This is a genomic window from Myxococcus sp. AM009 (assembly GCF_013372605.1).
Taxonomy (GTDB): Bacteria; Myxococcota; Myxococcia; order Myxococcales; family Myxococcaceae; genus Myxococcus; species Myxococcus vastator.
In genome coordinates, this window is record NZ_JABXEP010000074.1 from 1 (window position 1) to 15273 (window position 15273).

General features: G+C 71.1%; 14 protein-coding genes. 11 read left to right on the forward strand and 3 right to left on the reverse strand.

Annotation, left to right across the window (positions count from 1 at the left end; genetic code table 11):
* Positions 1–483 precede the first annotated feature (483 nt).
* The 9 genes from HV824_RS19280 (at position 484) to HV824_RS19320 (ending at position 10075) form a co-directional block, all read left to right on the forward strand.
* Positions 484–2991 (forward strand): ATP-binding protein, encoded by a 2508-nt coding sequence (locus HV824_RS19280; RefSeq protein ID WP_176417492.1) that lies wholly within the window; start codon positions 484–486, stop codon positions 2989–2991.
* A 43-nt stretch (positions 2992–3034) separates the two neighbouring features.
* Positions 3035–4909 carry a tetratricopeptide repeat protein gene (locus HV824_RS19285; protein ID WP_176423968.1) on the forward strand — a complete coding sequence of 625 codons (1875 nt, stop codon included), beginning with the start codon at positions 3035–3037 and terminating at the stop codon, positions 4907–4909.
* A 12-nt stretch (positions 4910–4921) separates the two neighbouring features.
* A complete protein-coding gene (locus HV824_RS19290; protein ID WP_176417494.1) occupies positions 4922–5761 on the forward strand; it encodes an alpha/beta hydrolase in 840 nt (279 codons plus the stop codon).
* Between the two features lie 55 nt (positions 5762–5816).
* On the forward strand, positions 5817–6158 hold the full coding sequence (gene bacN / locus HV824_RS19295) for a bactofilin BacN (RefSeq protein WP_002636699.1): 342 nt from the start codon (positions 5817–5819) through the stop codon (positions 6156–6158).
* Positions 6155–6535 carry a bactofilin BacO gene (gene bacO, locus HV824_RS19300; protein WP_176408989.1) on the forward strand — a complete coding sequence of 127 codons (381 nt, stop codon included), beginning with the start codon at positions 6155–6157 and terminating at the stop codon, positions 6533–6535. Before bacN ends, bacO begins: the two co-directional genes overlap by 4 nt.
* A gap of 3 nt (positions 6536–6538) precedes the next feature.
* The gene (gene bacP, locus HV824_RS19305) at positions 6539–7261 is read left to right on the forward strand and encodes a bactofilin BacP (protein WP_176417495.1); all 723 of its coding nucleotides are present in this window, start codon (positions 6539–6541) and stop codon (positions 7259–7261) included.
* 64 nt (positions 7262–7325) lie between these two features.
* Complete coding sequence (locus tag HV824_RS19310) at positions 7326–8876, forward strand: ParB N-terminal domain-containing protein (RefSeq protein ID WP_176417496.1); 1551 nt, start codon at positions 7326–7328, stop codon at positions 8874–8876.
* 3 nt (positions 8877–8879) lie between these two features.
* Positions 8880–9446, forward strand: a complete 567-nt coding sequence (pyrE, locus tag HV824_RS19315; protein ID WP_163783725.1) for an orotate phosphoribosyltransferase — start codon at positions 8880–8882, stop codon at positions 9444–9446.
* Positions 9443–10075 (forward strand): hypothetical protein, encoded by a 633-nt coding sequence (locus tag HV824_RS19320; RefSeq protein WP_176417497.1) that lies wholly within the window; start codon positions 9443–9445, stop codon positions 10073–10075. Before pyrE ends, HV824_RS19320 begins: the two co-directional genes overlap by 4 nt.
* A 6-nt stretch (positions 10076–10081) precedes the next feature.
* Here the strand turns inward: HV824_RS19320 and HV824_RS19325 are convergent, their stop codons facing one another.
* The 3 genes from HV824_RS19325 to nadB form a co-directional block, all read right to left on the reverse strand.
* Entirely contained in the window at positions 10082–10675 is a 594-nt protein-coding gene (locus HV824_RS19325; protein ID WP_176417498.1) for a TIGR00730 family Rossman fold protein, read from the reverse strand.
* A 1-nt stretch (position 10676) separates the two neighbouring features.
* Complete coding sequence (locus HV824_RS19330) at positions 10677–11330, reverse strand: rhomboid family intramembrane serine protease (protein ID WP_176417499.1); 654 nt, start codon at positions 11328–11330, stop codon at positions 10677–10679.
* A gap of 93 nt (positions 11331–11423) precedes the next feature.
* Positions 11424–13013, reverse strand: coding sequence for an L-aspartate oxidase (gene nadB, locus HV824_RS19335; RefSeq protein WP_176417500.1), 1590 nt, complete (start codon positions 13011–13013; stop codon positions 11424–11426).
* 87 nt (positions 13014–13100) lie between these two features.
* Between nadB and HV824_RS19340 the strand changes: the two genes are divergently transcribed.
* Complete coding sequence (locus HV824_RS19340; RefSeq protein ID WP_176417501.1) at positions 13101–13787, forward strand: lytic transglycosylase domain-containing protein; 687 nt, start codon at positions 13101–13103, stop codon at positions 13785–13787.
* Positions 13744–15261, forward strand: a complete 1518-nt coding sequence (locus HV824_RS19345; protein ID WP_176423969.1) for a tetratricopeptide repeat protein — start codon at positions 13744–13746, stop codon at positions 15259–15261. The genes HV824_RS19340 and HV824_RS19345 overlap by 44 nt, the downstream gene beginning before the upstream one ends.
* Positions 15262–15273 lie beyond the last annotated feature (12 nt).

Sequence of the window (15273 nt, forward strand, 5' to 3'; positions counted from 1 at the left end):
GGGGCGGACTCAAGCCGGTACGCGGCACCCCAGGCACCTACGCCCACCTGTCGGGCGGGCCCGAACCGACCCCATCCCACCTGGGTCCGGAACGTCCCCCAAGGGCTGCTGGCTGTGGTAGTTCCGCCCGCGCCGTCGGGACCCACGCGGTGGGCGGTGTCACAGGGCCAGGGAAGCGCCAGGGTGTTGCATCTGTAGCCCTGCTGGCGCCTGATGGGTGGCAGGCGGGGCGAGCGGCCGTGCGCGGTCCGCGGGCGGTAGGGAAGTGGCGTCCATCGTGTACGCTCGGCCTCCGGAGGGCTTGGGGGCGGCGGGGACCGACGTGGCCACATCCTCCCACCCATGCCCGCCGTTCTGGCCCCAGGGCGTGTTCAGCGGCATGATCGGGATCCGAACCATGAACTCTTTCGCACGCAGCGCGTTTTTGCAGCCTCTCTACCCAGCGCCATGCCGCCGGGGCTGGGGTTCACCGTGAGAGTCGAGATGCAGGCTGATCAGCGGGGACGCGTGCTGGTGGTGGCCGCCAAGGAGGCGGGCGACGCGCTCATGGAGCGGCTCACCTCGAGCGGCTACCAGTGCGCGTCGGCGGAGAAGGAGAGCGGCCTGGCCCAGGTCGCGGACACGTTGCAGCCAGAGGTCGTCCTGCTGGCGGTGACGGCGAAGCGGGCCGCGGAGATGCTGGAGTCGCTGCGCAAGGTGGACCGGCTCCAGCGCCTGCCGGTGCTGGTGGACCTGGGCCGCGCGCGCTCGGCGGAGGCCTTCAAGCGGCTGGCCGTGGACGATTGGATCCGCGGCGCCGACGAGGTGGTGCCCCGTCTGGAGGCCGCGCTGCGCGCGGGCCGGCTGCGCGACCGGGAAGAGCGGATCCGTCTGCGGATGGGGATGCTCCTGGAAATCACCCAGGCGGCCACCAGCTCGCTGGAACTGGAGGAGATTCTCCGCATCGCCGTGGACAAGGTCGGCCGCGTCACCGGGACGGACCGCTGCTCGGTGGTGCTGGTGGAGGGCAGCCATGCCCGCACCGCGAAGGTGGTCGCCACGCAGGAGGACCCGAGCCTCGTCCAGCTGGACATCGAGGTGATGCGCTACCCGGAGCTGCGCCGCGCGCTGGAGACGCGGGAGGCGGTGGTCATCGAGGAGGCGCAGCGCGACCCGCTGATGGCGGAGGTCCGCACCAACATCCTGCCGCTGGGCGTGAAGTCCATCCTGGTCCAGCCCCTCATCTGTCAGGGCGACCTGCTGGGGGCGCTGTTCCTACGCGTATCGCGCGCGGACGCGTCGTTCGGCCGGGACGAGCAGGAGTTCGCCCAGGCGGTGGCCGGCGTGCTGGCCAACTCCATCCGCAACGCGCGCCTTCACACGGCGGTGAAGAAGAAGCGCGAGGACCTGGAGGAGGCCTACGTCCAGCGCTACCAGGAGCTGAGCGAGGCCAACCGCCGGCTCAAGGAGCTCAACCGGCTCAAGGACGAAATCATCGCGGTGTGCAGCCATGACTTGCGCGCGCCGCTCCAGGTGCTCCTGGGGCACGGCCGGCTGTTGCAGGAAGGGCCGCTGGAGCCGCAGCAGCGCCAGTCCTCCGAGGCGATGATCCGCCAGGGCAAGAAGATCCTCGGCCTGGTGGAGTCCCTGCTGGAGAAGGGCAAGGGCGAGGCGGCGCGGCTGTCCATCGAGCCCCGAGTCCTGGACGTGGCGCAGCTGTGCCGCGATGCCGTCAACGAGCTGGAGATTCTCGCCGCGGAGCGGGGTGTGTCCCTGCGCGCCGACTGTCCGGACAGCCTGATGCTCATCGGCGACGAGGTGAAGCTGCACGAGGTGCTGCAGAACCTCATCACCAACGCCATCCACCACGCGCGCCAGGACGGCGAGGTGGTGGTGAGCACCCAGCGGCTGGGGCGTCCGGACGGAGACGCCGCCAAGGTGTGCGTGCAGGACGACGGCGTGGGCATTCCGCCGGACGAGCTGCACCTCGTCTTCGACCGTTACCGCCACGGCGGCAAGGGCACCGGGCTGGGGTTGGCCATCTGCAAGGAGTTCGTGGAGCTGCACGGCGGTGAAATCTGGGCGGAGAGCCCGCCGGACACCGGCTGCATCTTCGTCTTCACGCTGCCGCTGGCGCAGGAAGCGCCGCGCAACCCGCGTCCGCCGCCCGCCGCCGCGCCCTCGCCGCAGGAGCAGCCGCGCGTGCTGGTGGTGGAGGACGAGCCGGAGATCGCCGCGGTGCTGTCGGAGGTGCTGCGCTCCAAGTACCGCGTGGAGGTGGCGCGCGACGGCGCGGAGGGCCTGGCCCGGGCGAAGGCCCAGCGGCCGGACCTGGTGGTCATGGACGTATTCCTCCCCAAGCTGGACGGCCTGGACGCGGCCATGGCGCTCAAGTCCTCGACGGACACCGCGCGCATCCCCGTCATCCTGCTGTCCGCCCACCAGGGCGTGGCGGAGAAGGTCCGCTCGCTGAACCTGGGCGCGGTGGACTACATGAGCAAGCCGTTCAACGCGGTGGAGCTCCTCAACCGCACCGAGCGCGCCCTCAAGCTGCGCCAGGGCGAGCGCGAGCAGCAGGAGAAGGAGAAGGCCAGCGCCCTGCAGCGGCGCACCGGCAGCGACCCCGCAACGGGCCTGCACGACCGGCGCGGGCTGCTGCTGCGGCTGGAGCAGGAAGTGGCGCGCAGCCGGCGCTACCACCGCGCGCTCAGCCTCGCGGTGCTCCGGCCCGACCGGCCGGTGGAGCCCGTGCCGTCCACCATCGCGGACGTCATGCGCAAGCGGGTGCGCCACCCGGACGCCATCTCCCACCTGGGCGGAGGCGTGTTCGCCGTCGTCCTGCCGGAGTGCCAGGCGGAGGCGGCGCGCGCCGTCATCAGCCGCATGTTGCCGGATGTGGAGAAGGCGACAGACACGGAGTACCGGTCGGCGGTGGCGGATGTGAGCCAGGACAGCGACTCGGTGGAGAAGCTGCTGGAGAAACTGGGCGCGCCGGCCCCCGAGGAGACCTGAGGCGACTGCACGCGGGGCGGGCTCACGCTAGACTCAGGCTCGCGTGCGCCCCTCTCGCCTCCTCGTGTCCGCCCTGCTGGCCGTCCTCGTAGCGCCGGGTGTGTCCGCGGCCGCCCCGTCACGGCGGCCGCGCGTGGACCCGGAGGCCATGCGGGAGGCCATCGACGCGGGCGCCGCGGACGAAGGCCGCTACGCCTCGTCCGCCAGCTACACGAACTACCTCCAGTCCCGGCTGAAGCACCATGCCGGGGACCACCGGGGCGCGGTGGACGCGCTGCGGCTGGCCCTGGCCACGGATGACGGCAACCCGCTGCTGCTCACCCGGCTGGGCGAGGCGTACGCCCGGCTGGGCGATTTGACGCGCGCGGAGCGTGAGCTTCGCCGGGCCGTGCTGCGTGCCCCCGCCTACTACCCCGCGCACGTGCTCCTGGGCCGCGTCCTCACGGAGTCGAAGCGGTTCGCCCGGGCCCGGCTGCACCTGCGGCGCGCGGTGTCCCTCAAGCCGCGCGAGCCGGAGGCCTACCTCGTCCTGGCCCAGCTCCACCTGGAGACAGGGGCCACGGACGCGGCGGTGAAGGTGGTGGACGCGCTGGCGCTGGCGCTGCCGGGGGAGGCCTCTGGGTACCAGCGCCTGGGGTTGGCCCTGGCGGAGCGGGGCGACACGGCGCGTGCCGAACGCCTGCTGGTGGAGGCCGCCACCCGGGCCCCAGGCGACGTGGAGGTGCTGACGGCGCTGGCTCAGCTGTACGTGGACACCGGCCGGCCCGTGCAGGCGGAGGAGTCCCTGGCTCGGGCGCTGGAGCGGGAACCGGACAGCCGCGAGGTGCTGCTGGGCGCCGGGCGCGCGGCGCTGAAGGCGGGCTCCGCCGTCCGGGCGCGGGCGTACTTCGACCGGCTGTTGTCGCTCTCCTCCGAGCCGGAGATGCCGGTGCGGGTGGCCTTCAGCTACCTGGCCGCGCGCGAGCCCGGGGCGGCCGCGGAGGTGTTGGAGGTGGCGCGCAGAGGGGAACATGCGGACCCTCGGCTGGCCTACTACGCGGGGCTCGTCCATGAGCGGATGCGCCGCTTCGCCGACGCGGCGGAGGCCTTCGCCGGTGTTCCCTCGGAGTCGGATGTCCATGCCGACGCGCGCCTGCGCCGTGCCCGCAGCCTGTCGCTGCTGGGGGAGCACTCCCGGGCGCTCACGCTCTACCGGACGGCGATGCGGGCGTCACCGGAGGACGTGGAGGTCCGGATGCAGTTCGCCCGGGCGCTGGAGCGCGGCGGCACGCCGCACCGCGCGGAGCTGCTCCTGCGCGAGGCCCTGGCCGCCAGTCCCTCCGCGGCGCTGTATGACGCCCTGGCCGCCACGCTCCACCGGCAGGGCCGAGGCGACGAGGCGTTGACGCTGCTGCGCGAGGCGGTGGCGCGCGCTCCCCGGGACGCGGACCTGCTGTACGTGCTGGGCGCTGCCCACGAGCGGCAAGGCGATGTGACGGGCGCGCTGGCCCGCATGCGGGCGGTGCTGGCCGTGTCCCCGGACCACACCGCCGCGCTGAACTTCCTGGGCTACCTGCTGGCGCAGGCGGGGCAGCACCTGGACGAGGCCGAGCGGCGCGTGCGGCGCGCCCTGGAGCTGCGGCCGGACACCGGGGCCTACCTGGATTCACTGGGCTGGGTGTACTTCCGGCGAGGAGACTACGCCCGGGCCGTGGACGCGCTGGAGCGGGCCTCCACGCTGGCTCCGGACGAGCCCGTCATCCTCGAACACCTGGGAGACGCCTACCAGCGGGTGGCGAGGACGGACGATGCCGCGGCGGCCTGGCGCCGCGCCCTGGAAGTGCTGACGCTGGACCCCGAGTCCGCCGAGCCCCCCGGTCAGCGCGCCGCGTTGGAGCGCAAGCTCAAGGCGCTACCCACGCGTGCGCCAGACCGCTAAGTTGGTGCGCCTATGGCGCGTAGCGACGAGGGCTTTTTTCCCGGCAGGGATGGGACACGGCTGTACTGGAAGTCCATCCTTCCTGATGCCGAGCCCCGCGCGCATGTCGCGGTGGTGCATGGGTATGGCGACCACTTTGGCCGCTATGGCTTCGTGACGGACGCGCTGCTGGCGGACGGCTTCGCGGTGCACGGCTTCGACTACCGGGGCCATGGCAAGGCCGACGGGCGCCGGGCCTACTGCGAGAAGTGGCCGGACTACCTGGAGGACCTGGAGGTCTTCTGGGCGCGGGTGCGCGCGGTGTCGGAGGGCAAGAAGGCCTTCATGCTGGCGCACAGCCACGGCGGCCTGATGTCGGCGACGTGGGCCTCCAGCCGGCCTGTGGAGGGTTTGACGGGGCTGGTGCTGTCGGCGCCGTACCTCAAGCTGGCCATCACCCCTCCGGCCTCGAAGCTGATGGCCGCGCGCGCGGTGGGCAAGCTGGTGCCGTGGCTGAGCATCTCCTCCGGGCTCAAGGTGGAGGACCTCACCCATGACACCGACGTGCAGCAGGCCACCCGGGAGGACCCGCTCCACCAGGCCATCGCCACGCCGCGGTGGTTCGTCGAGTCCACGCGGGCACAGGGCGAGGCCGTGCTGCTGGCGCCGAAGATTCAAGTGCCGCTGTTCGTCCTGTGTGGCGCGGAGGATGGGGTGGCCGCTCCGGCGGCGGCGCGGGAGTACTTCGAGCGGGCGGGGTCGCCCGACAAGAAGTTCAAGGAGTACCCCGGAATGCGGCATGAGCCGCTCAACGAGGTGGGCCGTGCGGAGGTGTTCCGGGATATCTCCGGCTGGATCTCCGCGCATCTCTGACATAATCAGGTCGCCCGGCTCCTAGGGAGGAGCTGGCGCTGGGTGAGGTCACCGCATGGCAACGGGTGAAACGGGCATCATCGGCAAGGGCATCGTCATCAAGGGCAACCTCACGGGAGGTGGGGACCTGGTGATCGAGGGACGCGTGGAGGGGCAGATTGCCCTGAAGAACCACCTCACCATCGAGAGCACCGGCAAGGTGCAGGCGGACATCCGCGCCGAGGAGTTGACCATCAACGGCGAGGCCAGCGGCAACATCGACGCCTCGTCGCGCGTGGCCATCAACGCCTCGGCCAAGGTGGCCGGCGACATCAAGGCGCCTCGCGTCGTCATCGAGGACGGGGCCGTGTTCAACGGCTCCATCGAGATGGACGTTCGGCTTCCTGACGACATTTGAGCTTCACGCCGCGCGCGCCGCGGCACACACCTTTCGAGAGGCGGACAACACTCATGGCGAATACGGTCATTGGCTCGAGCATCGTCATCGACGGGGAGATCTCCGGCGACGAGGACCTGGTCATCCAGGGCACCGTGAAGGGGAAGATTTCCCTCAAGGAAAGCCTCTACGTGGAGGGCAGCGGCGTCGTCGAGGCGGACATCGAGACGCAGAACGTGGAGATCGCCGGCCGCGTCACGGGCAACATCGTCGCCAGCGACAAGGTGGAGCTGAAGACGGACTGCCGCGTGGTGGGCGACATCAAGGCGCCCCGAATCCTCATCGCCGACGGTGCCTCCTTCAAGGGCAACGTCGACATGGACATGAAGGAGCGCTGATTCGTGGCCACCGCGAAGGAGCTCTCAGCGAGCAACAACGTCGACAACACCGTGGTGGGGCCTTCCATCCTCATCAGCGGCCGGTTGACGGGCGACGAGGACCTCACGGTCCGAGGGCGCGTCGAGGGTGAGCTGACGCTCAGCCGCACCCTCATCGTGGAGCCCTCGGGGGTGGTGAAGGCGAACGTGGCGGTGAGGAACGCCATCGTCAGCGGCGTGGTGGTGGGCAACATCAACGCCACCGAGAGCGTGGAGCTCACCCGCGAAGGCCGCATGGTGGGCGACATCCGCGCCCCGCGCGTCATCATCGTGGACGGAGCCAGCTTCCGCGGCCGCGTGGACATGGGGGATGTGGAGCCGGGACGTCTGCCGGCCGAGCGCCCCGCGGTGGTCCGCCCCACGGCGGTGAGCCGTCCCTCGGTGACGCCCGCGCGTCCGACGATTCCCGCCGCGCGGCCCACGCCTCCGCCGCCGCCGTCGCGGCCCACGCCTCCTCCGCCGCCCGCGCGCCCCTCGGCGCCTGCCGCGACGACGCGCCCCTCGGCGCCCATCACCCGTCCGGGGTTGGGTGGCCTGGGAAGCAAGCCGCTGCCGCCGCCTCCGCCGACCCGCGTGGAGCGGGCGGAGTCGCAGGCTGAGCAAGCGGGCTCTGCCGAGCCGCCGACGCCAGTCCTGGTGGGTGCTGGCGCGAAGAAGAAGGTCGTGGTGAAGAAGAAGACCCGCTAGCGCGCACCGCCCGCGCCGTCAGTCGTTGGCGGTGCGGGCGCGTGGGCTTATCAGGGGTGCCACCATGGACGCCGAGCACAGGGTTGATGGACAGGATGGGACGGCGGGTGCTGGGCCCGAAGGCGGCTCACAGGCGTCGTCCGGGCAGGACGGCGGCCAGGGTGGTGCCGTGAGCACCGAGCCGCACGCTTCGGGGAGCTCCCCGGAGCAGGGCGAGCACAAGCGCGAGGACGCGTCACCGGAGTCCGGTGGCGAGCACCGCGCCGAGGGCTCGCCGCCAGCCGAAGGTTCCGAGCAGCGGGCCGCCGAGGGCGCGCCGTCGGAACAGGGCGCTGAGCAGCTCGCCGAGGGCACGCCGCCCGTCGAAGGTTCGGAGCACCGAGCCGCCGAGAGCACGCCACCCGCCGAAGGGCTGGAGCCTCGCGCCGAGGGTACGCCACCGGAACAGGGCGCTGAGCCGCGCGCCGAGGGCGCGCCTTCGGAACAGGGCGAGCCCCAGAACGCCGGCTCGGCGCAGGGGCAGGGCGGTGAGCCTCCCGTTGACGGAACGCCTTCATCGCAGGATTCGTCCCCGGCCACTGGCGACACGCAGGGCGAAGGCGCGCGGCCGCACGATGCGGGTAGCGGAGCGCCGGGCTCCGCGGACGCCTCCGTGAGCGAGGCGTCGAAGGACCCGACAGGTTCGCAGGAAGGTGGACTTCAGGCCGAGGGCACCCCGTCCCACGGTCAGGGGGCTCCACATGCCAAGGATGCGTCTCATGCGCAGGGCGAGCACCAGGCCGTGAGTGAGTCCCACGGGCAGGACGGAAGCGAATCAGGAGGCGGGTCCGCCGCCAACGCGGAGGCGCGCGCCGAGCAGGCCCTCTCCGACAGCGAGTCCCGCGCCACGCCCGGGCTGGACGAGCGCCCCCAAGGCGCGTTCTGGACGGGTGATGCCGACGGAGACAAGGCCAGCGACTCCGGCGAGGAGTCTCAGGAGGACGTCCTCGCCGAGCCCGAGCAGCGGCTCTCAGGCCGGGTGACGACGGTGCTCCTGTCGCTGGAGAAGCTGCAGGACGAAAGCGCGTTCAAGCTCCGCCCGGAAGGAGACGTGTCGGGGCTGGCCACGGACATCGCGCGGCTGGGGCAGCTGTTCCCGGTGGATGTCCGCCCGGCGGGGGAGGACCGCTACCAGCTCGTCTGCGGCTTCCGTCGCGTCGCCGCGCTGCGCTTCCTCAAGCGGGACGCGGTGCAGGCGCGGATCCACCTGCGGCTCTCGGACGAGGACGCGCTGGTGATGTCACTGGCGGAGGCGATTCACGCCACGCCGGTGGGCCCGGAAGTCCTTGAGGCGAAGCGCGACGAGCTCGAGGCGCAGGGGCGCTTGAGCGCGGCCGTCCGCGACATGCTGGAGAAGGCGCTCGCCACCGAGGACACGCTGGCGCCGGAGAGCGTGGAGGAGGAGATTGACGCCGACGAGCTGGCGCAGGAAGTGGCGCAGCGGCTCGGGGCCATCAATCAGGACCTCTCGCTGCTGGCGGACGTGTTCGCCGCGCTGGATGAGTCGCGCAAGGCGGAGCTCCTGATGCAGCTCCGCTACTCGTCCGAGCTGGTCACCTATCTGGAGGGGCTGTAGGCCATGGTGGAACCGCTCGTGCGCGACCGCGCCCGGCTGTTGGAGCTGCTCACCGAACGCTCCTTCGAGCAGCGCCGCGTGGTGCTCTCGTCCGGCAAGGAGTCGGACTTCTACATCGACTGCAAGCGCACGGCGCTGCTGGCCGAGGGCCACTTCCTCATTGGCCGGCTGTTCCTGGAGGCCATCCGGCGCGAGGCCCCCGAGGCCGTGGGCGTGGGCGGGCTGACGCTGGGCGCCGATCCGCTGGCGTCCGCGGTGAGCCTCACGGGCTACCTGTCCGGCACGCCGCTGGCGGCCTTCATCGTGCGCAAGGAGCCCAAGGGCCACGGCACGGGCCAGTGGATTGAGGGCCTGAGCGGGCTGGGGCAGGGCGCGGCGGTGGCCATCGTGGAGGACGTCGTCACGACGGGCGCATCCACGCTCAAGGCCATCGAGCGGGCCCAACTGGAAGGCCTGAAGGTGCTGGGGGCCTTCGCGCTGGTGGACCGGTTGGAAGGGGGACGTGAAGCCGTGGAGGCCTCGGGCCACCGGCTCCACACGCTCTTCACCCGCAAGGACTTCATTCCGTGAGGCGTCCGTTCCTCACCGCGGCGCTGCTGGGGCTGCTCGCGGGCTGTGTCACCACGCCGCCCACCGCCATCAGTGATCCGCCGCCGTCGCTGCCGGACGAGCACGCGGAGCACTCCTACCGGAAGATTCTCGCGCGCTACACGGGGCAGCAGGAAATCTACGACGGCTTCGACACGCGCGTGTTCGCGGGCGTGACGCTGCAGACGCAGTCCTTCCGCGAGGCGCGCGTGCATCGTCAGGCCGCCTTCCAGCAACTGCCCACGGTGAAGGTGGAGCAGATGCTCGCCGAGGAGCGGGCGAAGGCCGCGCAGGTCCATGAGTTCTTCCTGGGCGTGCACTTCAACGACTTCGTCTACGCCGACTTCGACTACAAGCACTCCATCTGGCGCCTGGCGCTGGTGACGCCCGCTGGCGAGGTGACGCCCTCGCGCATCCGCCGGCTGGGCCGGGTCAACATGCAGACGCGGGCGTACTACCCGTACACGTCGATTTTCTGGGTGGGGTGGGAGATTCAGTTCCCCACGCAGATGTCCGACGGGAGCCCCGTCATTCCGCCCGGCACGCAGACGGTGACGTTCCGCATGGCCTCGTCGTTGGGCAAGGCGGACATGCAGGTGAGCGCGCAGTAGCGCGGCTCACGTCTGGCTGGGGCGCTTCAGCCACTTCTCCGCGGGCGGCATCGTCGGGCCCGCCAGCAGCCGGTCCATCAGGGCGGTGGGCGAAGCGCTCACGGCGAAGGGCACGGCCTGCTCCACGGGGACGAAGCCTTCCTCCGCGTGGTGCCGCGCCATGGCCAGCAGGGGCTGGAAGAAGCCGCGCGTGTCCAGCAGGCCCATGGGCTTGCGATGCAGGCCCAACTGGGCCCAGGTCACGATTTCGAAGAGCTCATCGAGCGTTCCAAAGCCCCCGGGCAGCGCGATGAAGGCGTCCGAGCGCTCCGCCATCAGCGCCTTGCGCTCGTGCATGGAGCCAACGGAGTGCAGCTCCGTGAGGCCCCGGTGGGCCAGCTCCTTGGCGCCGAGGAAGCCGGGCAGCACGCCCACCACCTTGCCTCCTGCGGCCAGCGCGCCGTCCGCCACCGCGCCCATGAGGCCCACGCTGGCGCCGCCGTAGACGAGCGTCAGGCCTCGTCGCGCCAGCTCGGCGCCCATGCGGGTGGCGGCGTCCAGGTACTCCGGACGCGCGCCGGGCCGGGAGCCGCAGAACACACAGACACTTCGCACTTCCATGTCAAAAGCCTCCACGTCGCTCGGGGTGGGCCGCGTAGAGCGCCACCACCACCGAGAGAAAAAGAAGGATGGGCAGGGCGCGCGCGTAGACTTGCCGCCCCATGCGCAGGGCCAGCCCGCAGGGCAGTCCGAAGAGGAAGCCGCCCAGGTGCCCCGCCCAGCTCACGAAGGGGAGCAGGCTGAGGACGGCCACCTGCGCCAGCCAGATGAACAAGTCCCGGCGGCCCTCTCGCGTGGCGACGGGCAGCATGGCCCCCGCCCAGCCCAGAATCATTCCGGACGCGCCCACCGTGGGCACGTCGAAGTCGAAGATGAGCGAGAAGGTGGACGCCCCCAGCGCCGTCACGAGCGACAGGCCGAGGAAGCGCAGGCTGCCGATGCCCCGCTCCAGCGTGAAGCCAAGCGTCACCACCACCGACATGTTGAACAGGAGGTGGAGGGGACTGCCGTGCTCCAGCACCGCGCCCAGCAGCCGCCAGTACTGGCCCGCCTGCACGAAGGGGCCGTACAGGCCCAGGGGCGGAATCTGCATCCGCCCGAGCTCGCTCCGGACCACCTGGGAGATGGGCAGCACCTGCTCCGCCACGAAGAGCGACACCGCGCAAGCGATGAGGGCGTAGCACACCCAGGGCCGCGGCTGCGGTGGGCCTGGCACCGGTGGGCCAGGGGGCCGCGCGCCGGGGCCTTCACCGCCCGAGGCGGGGGAGGGTGCATCGAGAATGCGTCGTGGACGGGAGGACATGCGGGCTCACGGCTCCCTGGACACGACGGTGTCTCGCAGCCAGCGGTGGTCGTCCGGGCGCGGGTAGTCCAGCGTGTAGTGGAGGCCGCGGCTCTCCTTGCGGCGGCTGGCGCAGTCGACGATGAGGTAGGCGACGTCGGCGATGTTCCGCAGCTCGATGACGTCGCGAGTCACCTTGAAGCGCCAGTAGTAGTCGCGAATCTCCTCGCGCAGCAGCTCCAGCCGGCGCCGCGCGCGCATCAGCCGCTTGTCCGTGCGGACGATGCCGACGTAGTTCCACATCAGCCGGCGAATCTCGTCCCAGTTGTGGGTGACGACGACGCTCTCATCCGACTCCACCGCGCTGCCCGAATCCCAGGGCGGCGGGTCCTCGGTGGGAGCGGGCTGCGCGCGCACTTCGTCCGCGGCCACCTGCACGGCGCGGTGGCCGAAGACGAGCCCCTCCAGCAGCGAGTTGGACGCGAGCCGGTTGGCGCCGTGCAGGCCCGTACAGGTGACTTCACCGATGGCGTACAGGCCGGGCACGTTGGTGCGTCCCTCCAGGTCCGTCACCACGCCGCCGCACATGTAGTGGGCCGCTGGGACGACGGGGATGGGCTGCACCGCCATGTCGATGTTGAAGGCCTTGCAGGTGGCGTAGATGTTGGGGAAGCGCTCGGCGAGGAAGGCGCGCCCCAGGTGCGTCATGTCCAGGTAGACGCAGTCGTCGCCCGTGCGCTTCATCTCCGCGTCGATGGCGCGCGCCACCACGTCACGCGGCGCGAGCGCGCCCATGGGGTGGTAGCGCTCCATGAAGGACGCGCCGCTCTTGAGCTTCAGCTTGCCGCCCTCGCCGCGCAGCGCCTCGCTGATGAGGAAGCTCTTGGCCTCCGGGTGGTACAGGCAGGTGGGGTGGAACTGGTAGAACTCCATGTTCGCCACCTTCGCCCCCGCCCGGTACGCCATGGCCACGCCGTCACCGGTGGCCACGTCCGGGTTGGACGTGTACAGGTACACCTTCCCGGCGCCGCCGGTGGCCAGCACCGTCACCTTGGCCAGGAAGCGCTCGATGACGCCGTCCTCCAGCAGGGCGTAGACGCCCAGACACCGACTGACCCCAGGGGAGGGGCCGCGCCGCTCCTGGATGAAGTCGATGGCGGCCGTCTGCGGGAAGAAGGTGATGTTGGGGACTTCGTCACACGCGGCGAGCAGCGCGCGCTGCACCTCGCGGCCGGTGATGTCGCCCGAATGGATGATGCGGCGCGCGGAGTGGCCGCCCTCGCGGGTGAGGTCGAACTCGCCGGTGATGCGGCGGTTGAACTCCGCGCCCAGGTCCGCCAGCTCCCGCACCCGGCTGGGGCCTTCCTTCACCGTGACTTCCACCGCGTCCTGGTGGCACAGCCCCGCGCCCGCCACCAGCGTGTCCTCGATGTGGGCCTCGAAGGTGTCGGACGGCGCGAGCACGCTGGCGATGCCGCCCTGGGCATAGGCGGTGTTGCTTTCGGAACGCTCACGCTTGGTGAGGACGGCCACCGTGCCATGGCGGGCCGCCTGGAGGGCGAACGACAGGCCCGCCACGCCGCCTCCCAGGACGAGGAAATCGAACCGATGGGGCATGGTGAGCAGCCTTAACGACTGTAAGTGCTGGAAACAAGGCGTTTTCTTGAGGACTTTCCCGCGGGTGTCTAAGGTTCGTGGGCCGATATGCGTGCCTATTCCGCGTTCCTCTCCTTCGCCGTGCTGGCCCTGCCCTTGTCGGCGGGGGCGGATGCCATCTACCGGTACGTCGAGAAGGACGGCACCATCATCTATACGAACGTGCAGCCCACGGGCAGCAAGCGGGCCAAGACGCTGAAGGGTACGTTCACCAAGGCCCCCGCGAAGAACACGCCGGTGGTGGGCCGCAAGCGGACCCCGCCGGAGTTGGATCCGCACATCACCGCCGCGGCGCTGCGCTACCGCATCCCGCCGGCGCTCGTGCGCGCCATCATGCACACCGAGAGCAACTTCAACCCCAACGCGCTCAGCCACAAGGGCGCCAGCGGGCTGATGCAGCTCATGCCGGCCACGGCGACGGACATGTACGTGAAGGACATCTTCAACGAGCGCGACAACATCGAGGGCGGCGTGCGCTACCTGCGCGTGCTCGCCAACATGTTCGACGGCGACATGGTGAAGATGGTTGCGGCGTACAACGCTGGCCCCGAAGCGGTGAAACGCTACGGTGGCAAGGTGCCCCCCTATCAGGAGACGCAGGGGTACGTGCGCAAGGTGCTCAAGCTCTACTACCACTACAAGGAGCGCGAGGCGGCCGTCTCGAGCGGTCCCCGCGAGCCCACATCCCAGAATGACGACGCGCGCGAAGGGGCGGGGGGAGACGAGCCCCGCTGATGATGAGTTCCTCCAGCAGCTCTCCCGCGGTGGCGAGTTGTTGGCCGCAGGCCGGGTCCACGAGGCTCAGCCGTTCCTGGAGCGTGCCCACGAGCTCCAGCCCCGCATGGAGAAGGCGCAGAACCTGCTGGGCCTCTGCTACTTCAAGCTCGGCCTGTACGACAGGGCGGCCGAGCTGTACGAGATGCTGGTGCGCGACAACCCGGTGGACCCGACGCTGCGGGTCAACCTGGGCCTCGTGTACCTGAAGACGTCCGCGCTCCAGCGCGCGGCGCGCGAGTTCGAGACGGCCACCGACCTGGCCCCCGAGCACCAGAAGGCCCAGAACTACCTGGGCCTCACGCTGGCGCAGATGGGCGAATACGGCCGCGCCCGAGAGCACTTCCTGCTCGCCGGCAGTGACGTCATGGCGGAGAAGATGTCGCGCGCCATCGCGGGGGAGAGCTACGCGAAGCCGGCCGCCGCCGCCGCCACGCCGCCGCCCCGGAGCACACCAGTGGAGCCTCGCGCCGCCGAGCCGGCGCCGCCCGCGCCGTCATCGCCGCCAGCCGCCGCCGAGCCGGAGGACGAGGAGATTCGCTTCGCCGAGGACGAAGGCCCCAGCGCGCTCTCCGGCGCAGCGGTGGCCGAGGCGCCGGAGGCAGCGGCTGACAGTGGCGCGGCGCGGGAGCCGCCGCCCGAGTCGGCCTTCGATGAGACCTCCGAGCCGGTGGCGACGAGCGTGCCGCTGACGCCGGTGCCCCTGACGCGGCTGCAGCTGCGCAAGGTGCCCGCGACGTCGCTGGCGCCCGCGACCCCGGCGCCGGAGTCCTCCCCCGCGCGGGAGGGCGCGCGGTCGTCGCTGGCCGAGCTCGCCGGCTCGGTCGTCCTTCCTGGCGCGGAGGCGTCGCGGCCCTTCTGCGCGGGGCCGGGCTGCTACACCGTGGCGGTGGAGGGGGAGCTCCTGACGCGCCTGGAGGGTCTGGTGGCGCTGGCGGGGCAGCTCTCCTTCCAGCCGGAGATGAAGCGCTTCCGGGGCCGGGCCACGGACAAGGCGTTCGGGGAAGGGGCGGCGCGGATGGTGCGTGCCCGGGGGCAGGGCGTGCTCTACCTGGAGCCGGCCGCGACCCGTACCTTCCTGGCGGTGGACCTGGGCGAGGACTCCGCGTACTTCCGCGACGAGTGCGTGTTCGCCTTCGAGGAGCCGGTCATGTTCGAGAACGGCCGGGTTCCGTCGGACATCGCGCCGGACCTGGACCTGGTGCACCTGCGAGGGCAGGGTCAGGTGCTCTTGAGTCTCCCGGGGCCGCTGCGTGCGGTGGCGGTGTGTCAGGAGCAGCCGGTGACGGTGCCGCTGACGCACCTGGTGGGCTGGCAGGGGAACCTCACGCCGCGCATGGTGCCCGTGCTCAAGTCCCCCTCCGGAGAGCCGCTTCGAGCGGCGGTAGAGCTGGGCGGTGAAGGTTTTGCCCTCATCGCCCTCGGTGTCCGCTAGAAGGGCCCCTGC

Bases quoted from the DNA above. Each gene is read 5' to 3' on its own strand.
- HV824_RS19280 (WP_176417492.1), top strand. From the start codon at position 484: ATGCAGGCTGATCAGCGGGGACGCGTGCTGGTGGTGGCCGCCAAGGAG.
- HV824_RS19290 (WP_176417494.1), top strand. From the start codon at position 4,922: ATGGCGCGTAGCGACGAGGGCTTTTTTCCCGGCAGGGATGGGACACGG.
- bacN (WP_002636699.1), top strand. From the start codon at position 5,817: ATGGCAACGGGTGAAACGGGCATCATCGGCAAGGGCATCGTCATCAAG.
- HV824_RS19310 (WP_176417496.1), top strand. From the start codon at position 7,326: ATGGACGCCGAGCACAGGGTTGATGGACAGGATGGGACGGCGGGTGCT.
- pyrE (WP_163783725.1), top strand. From the start codon at position 8,880: ATGGTGGAACCGCTCGTGCGCGACCGCGCCCGGCTGTTGGAGCTGCTC.
- HV824_RS19325 (WP_176417498.1), bottom strand. From the start codon at position 10,675: ATGGAAGTGCGAAGTGTCTGTGTGTTCTGCGGCTCCCGGCCCGGCGCG.
- nadB (WP_176417500.1), bottom strand. From the start codon at position 13,013: ATGCCCCATCGGTTCGATTTCCTCGTCCTGGGAGGCGGCGTGGCGGGC.
- HV824_RS19340 (WP_176417501.1), top strand. From the start codon at position 13,101: ATGCGTGCCTATTCCGCGTTCCTCTCCTTCGCCGTGCTGGCCCTGCCC.
- HV824_RS19345 (WP_176423969.1), top strand. From the start codon at position 13,744: ATGACGACGCGCGCGAAGGGGCGGGGGGAGACGAGCCCCGCTGATGAT.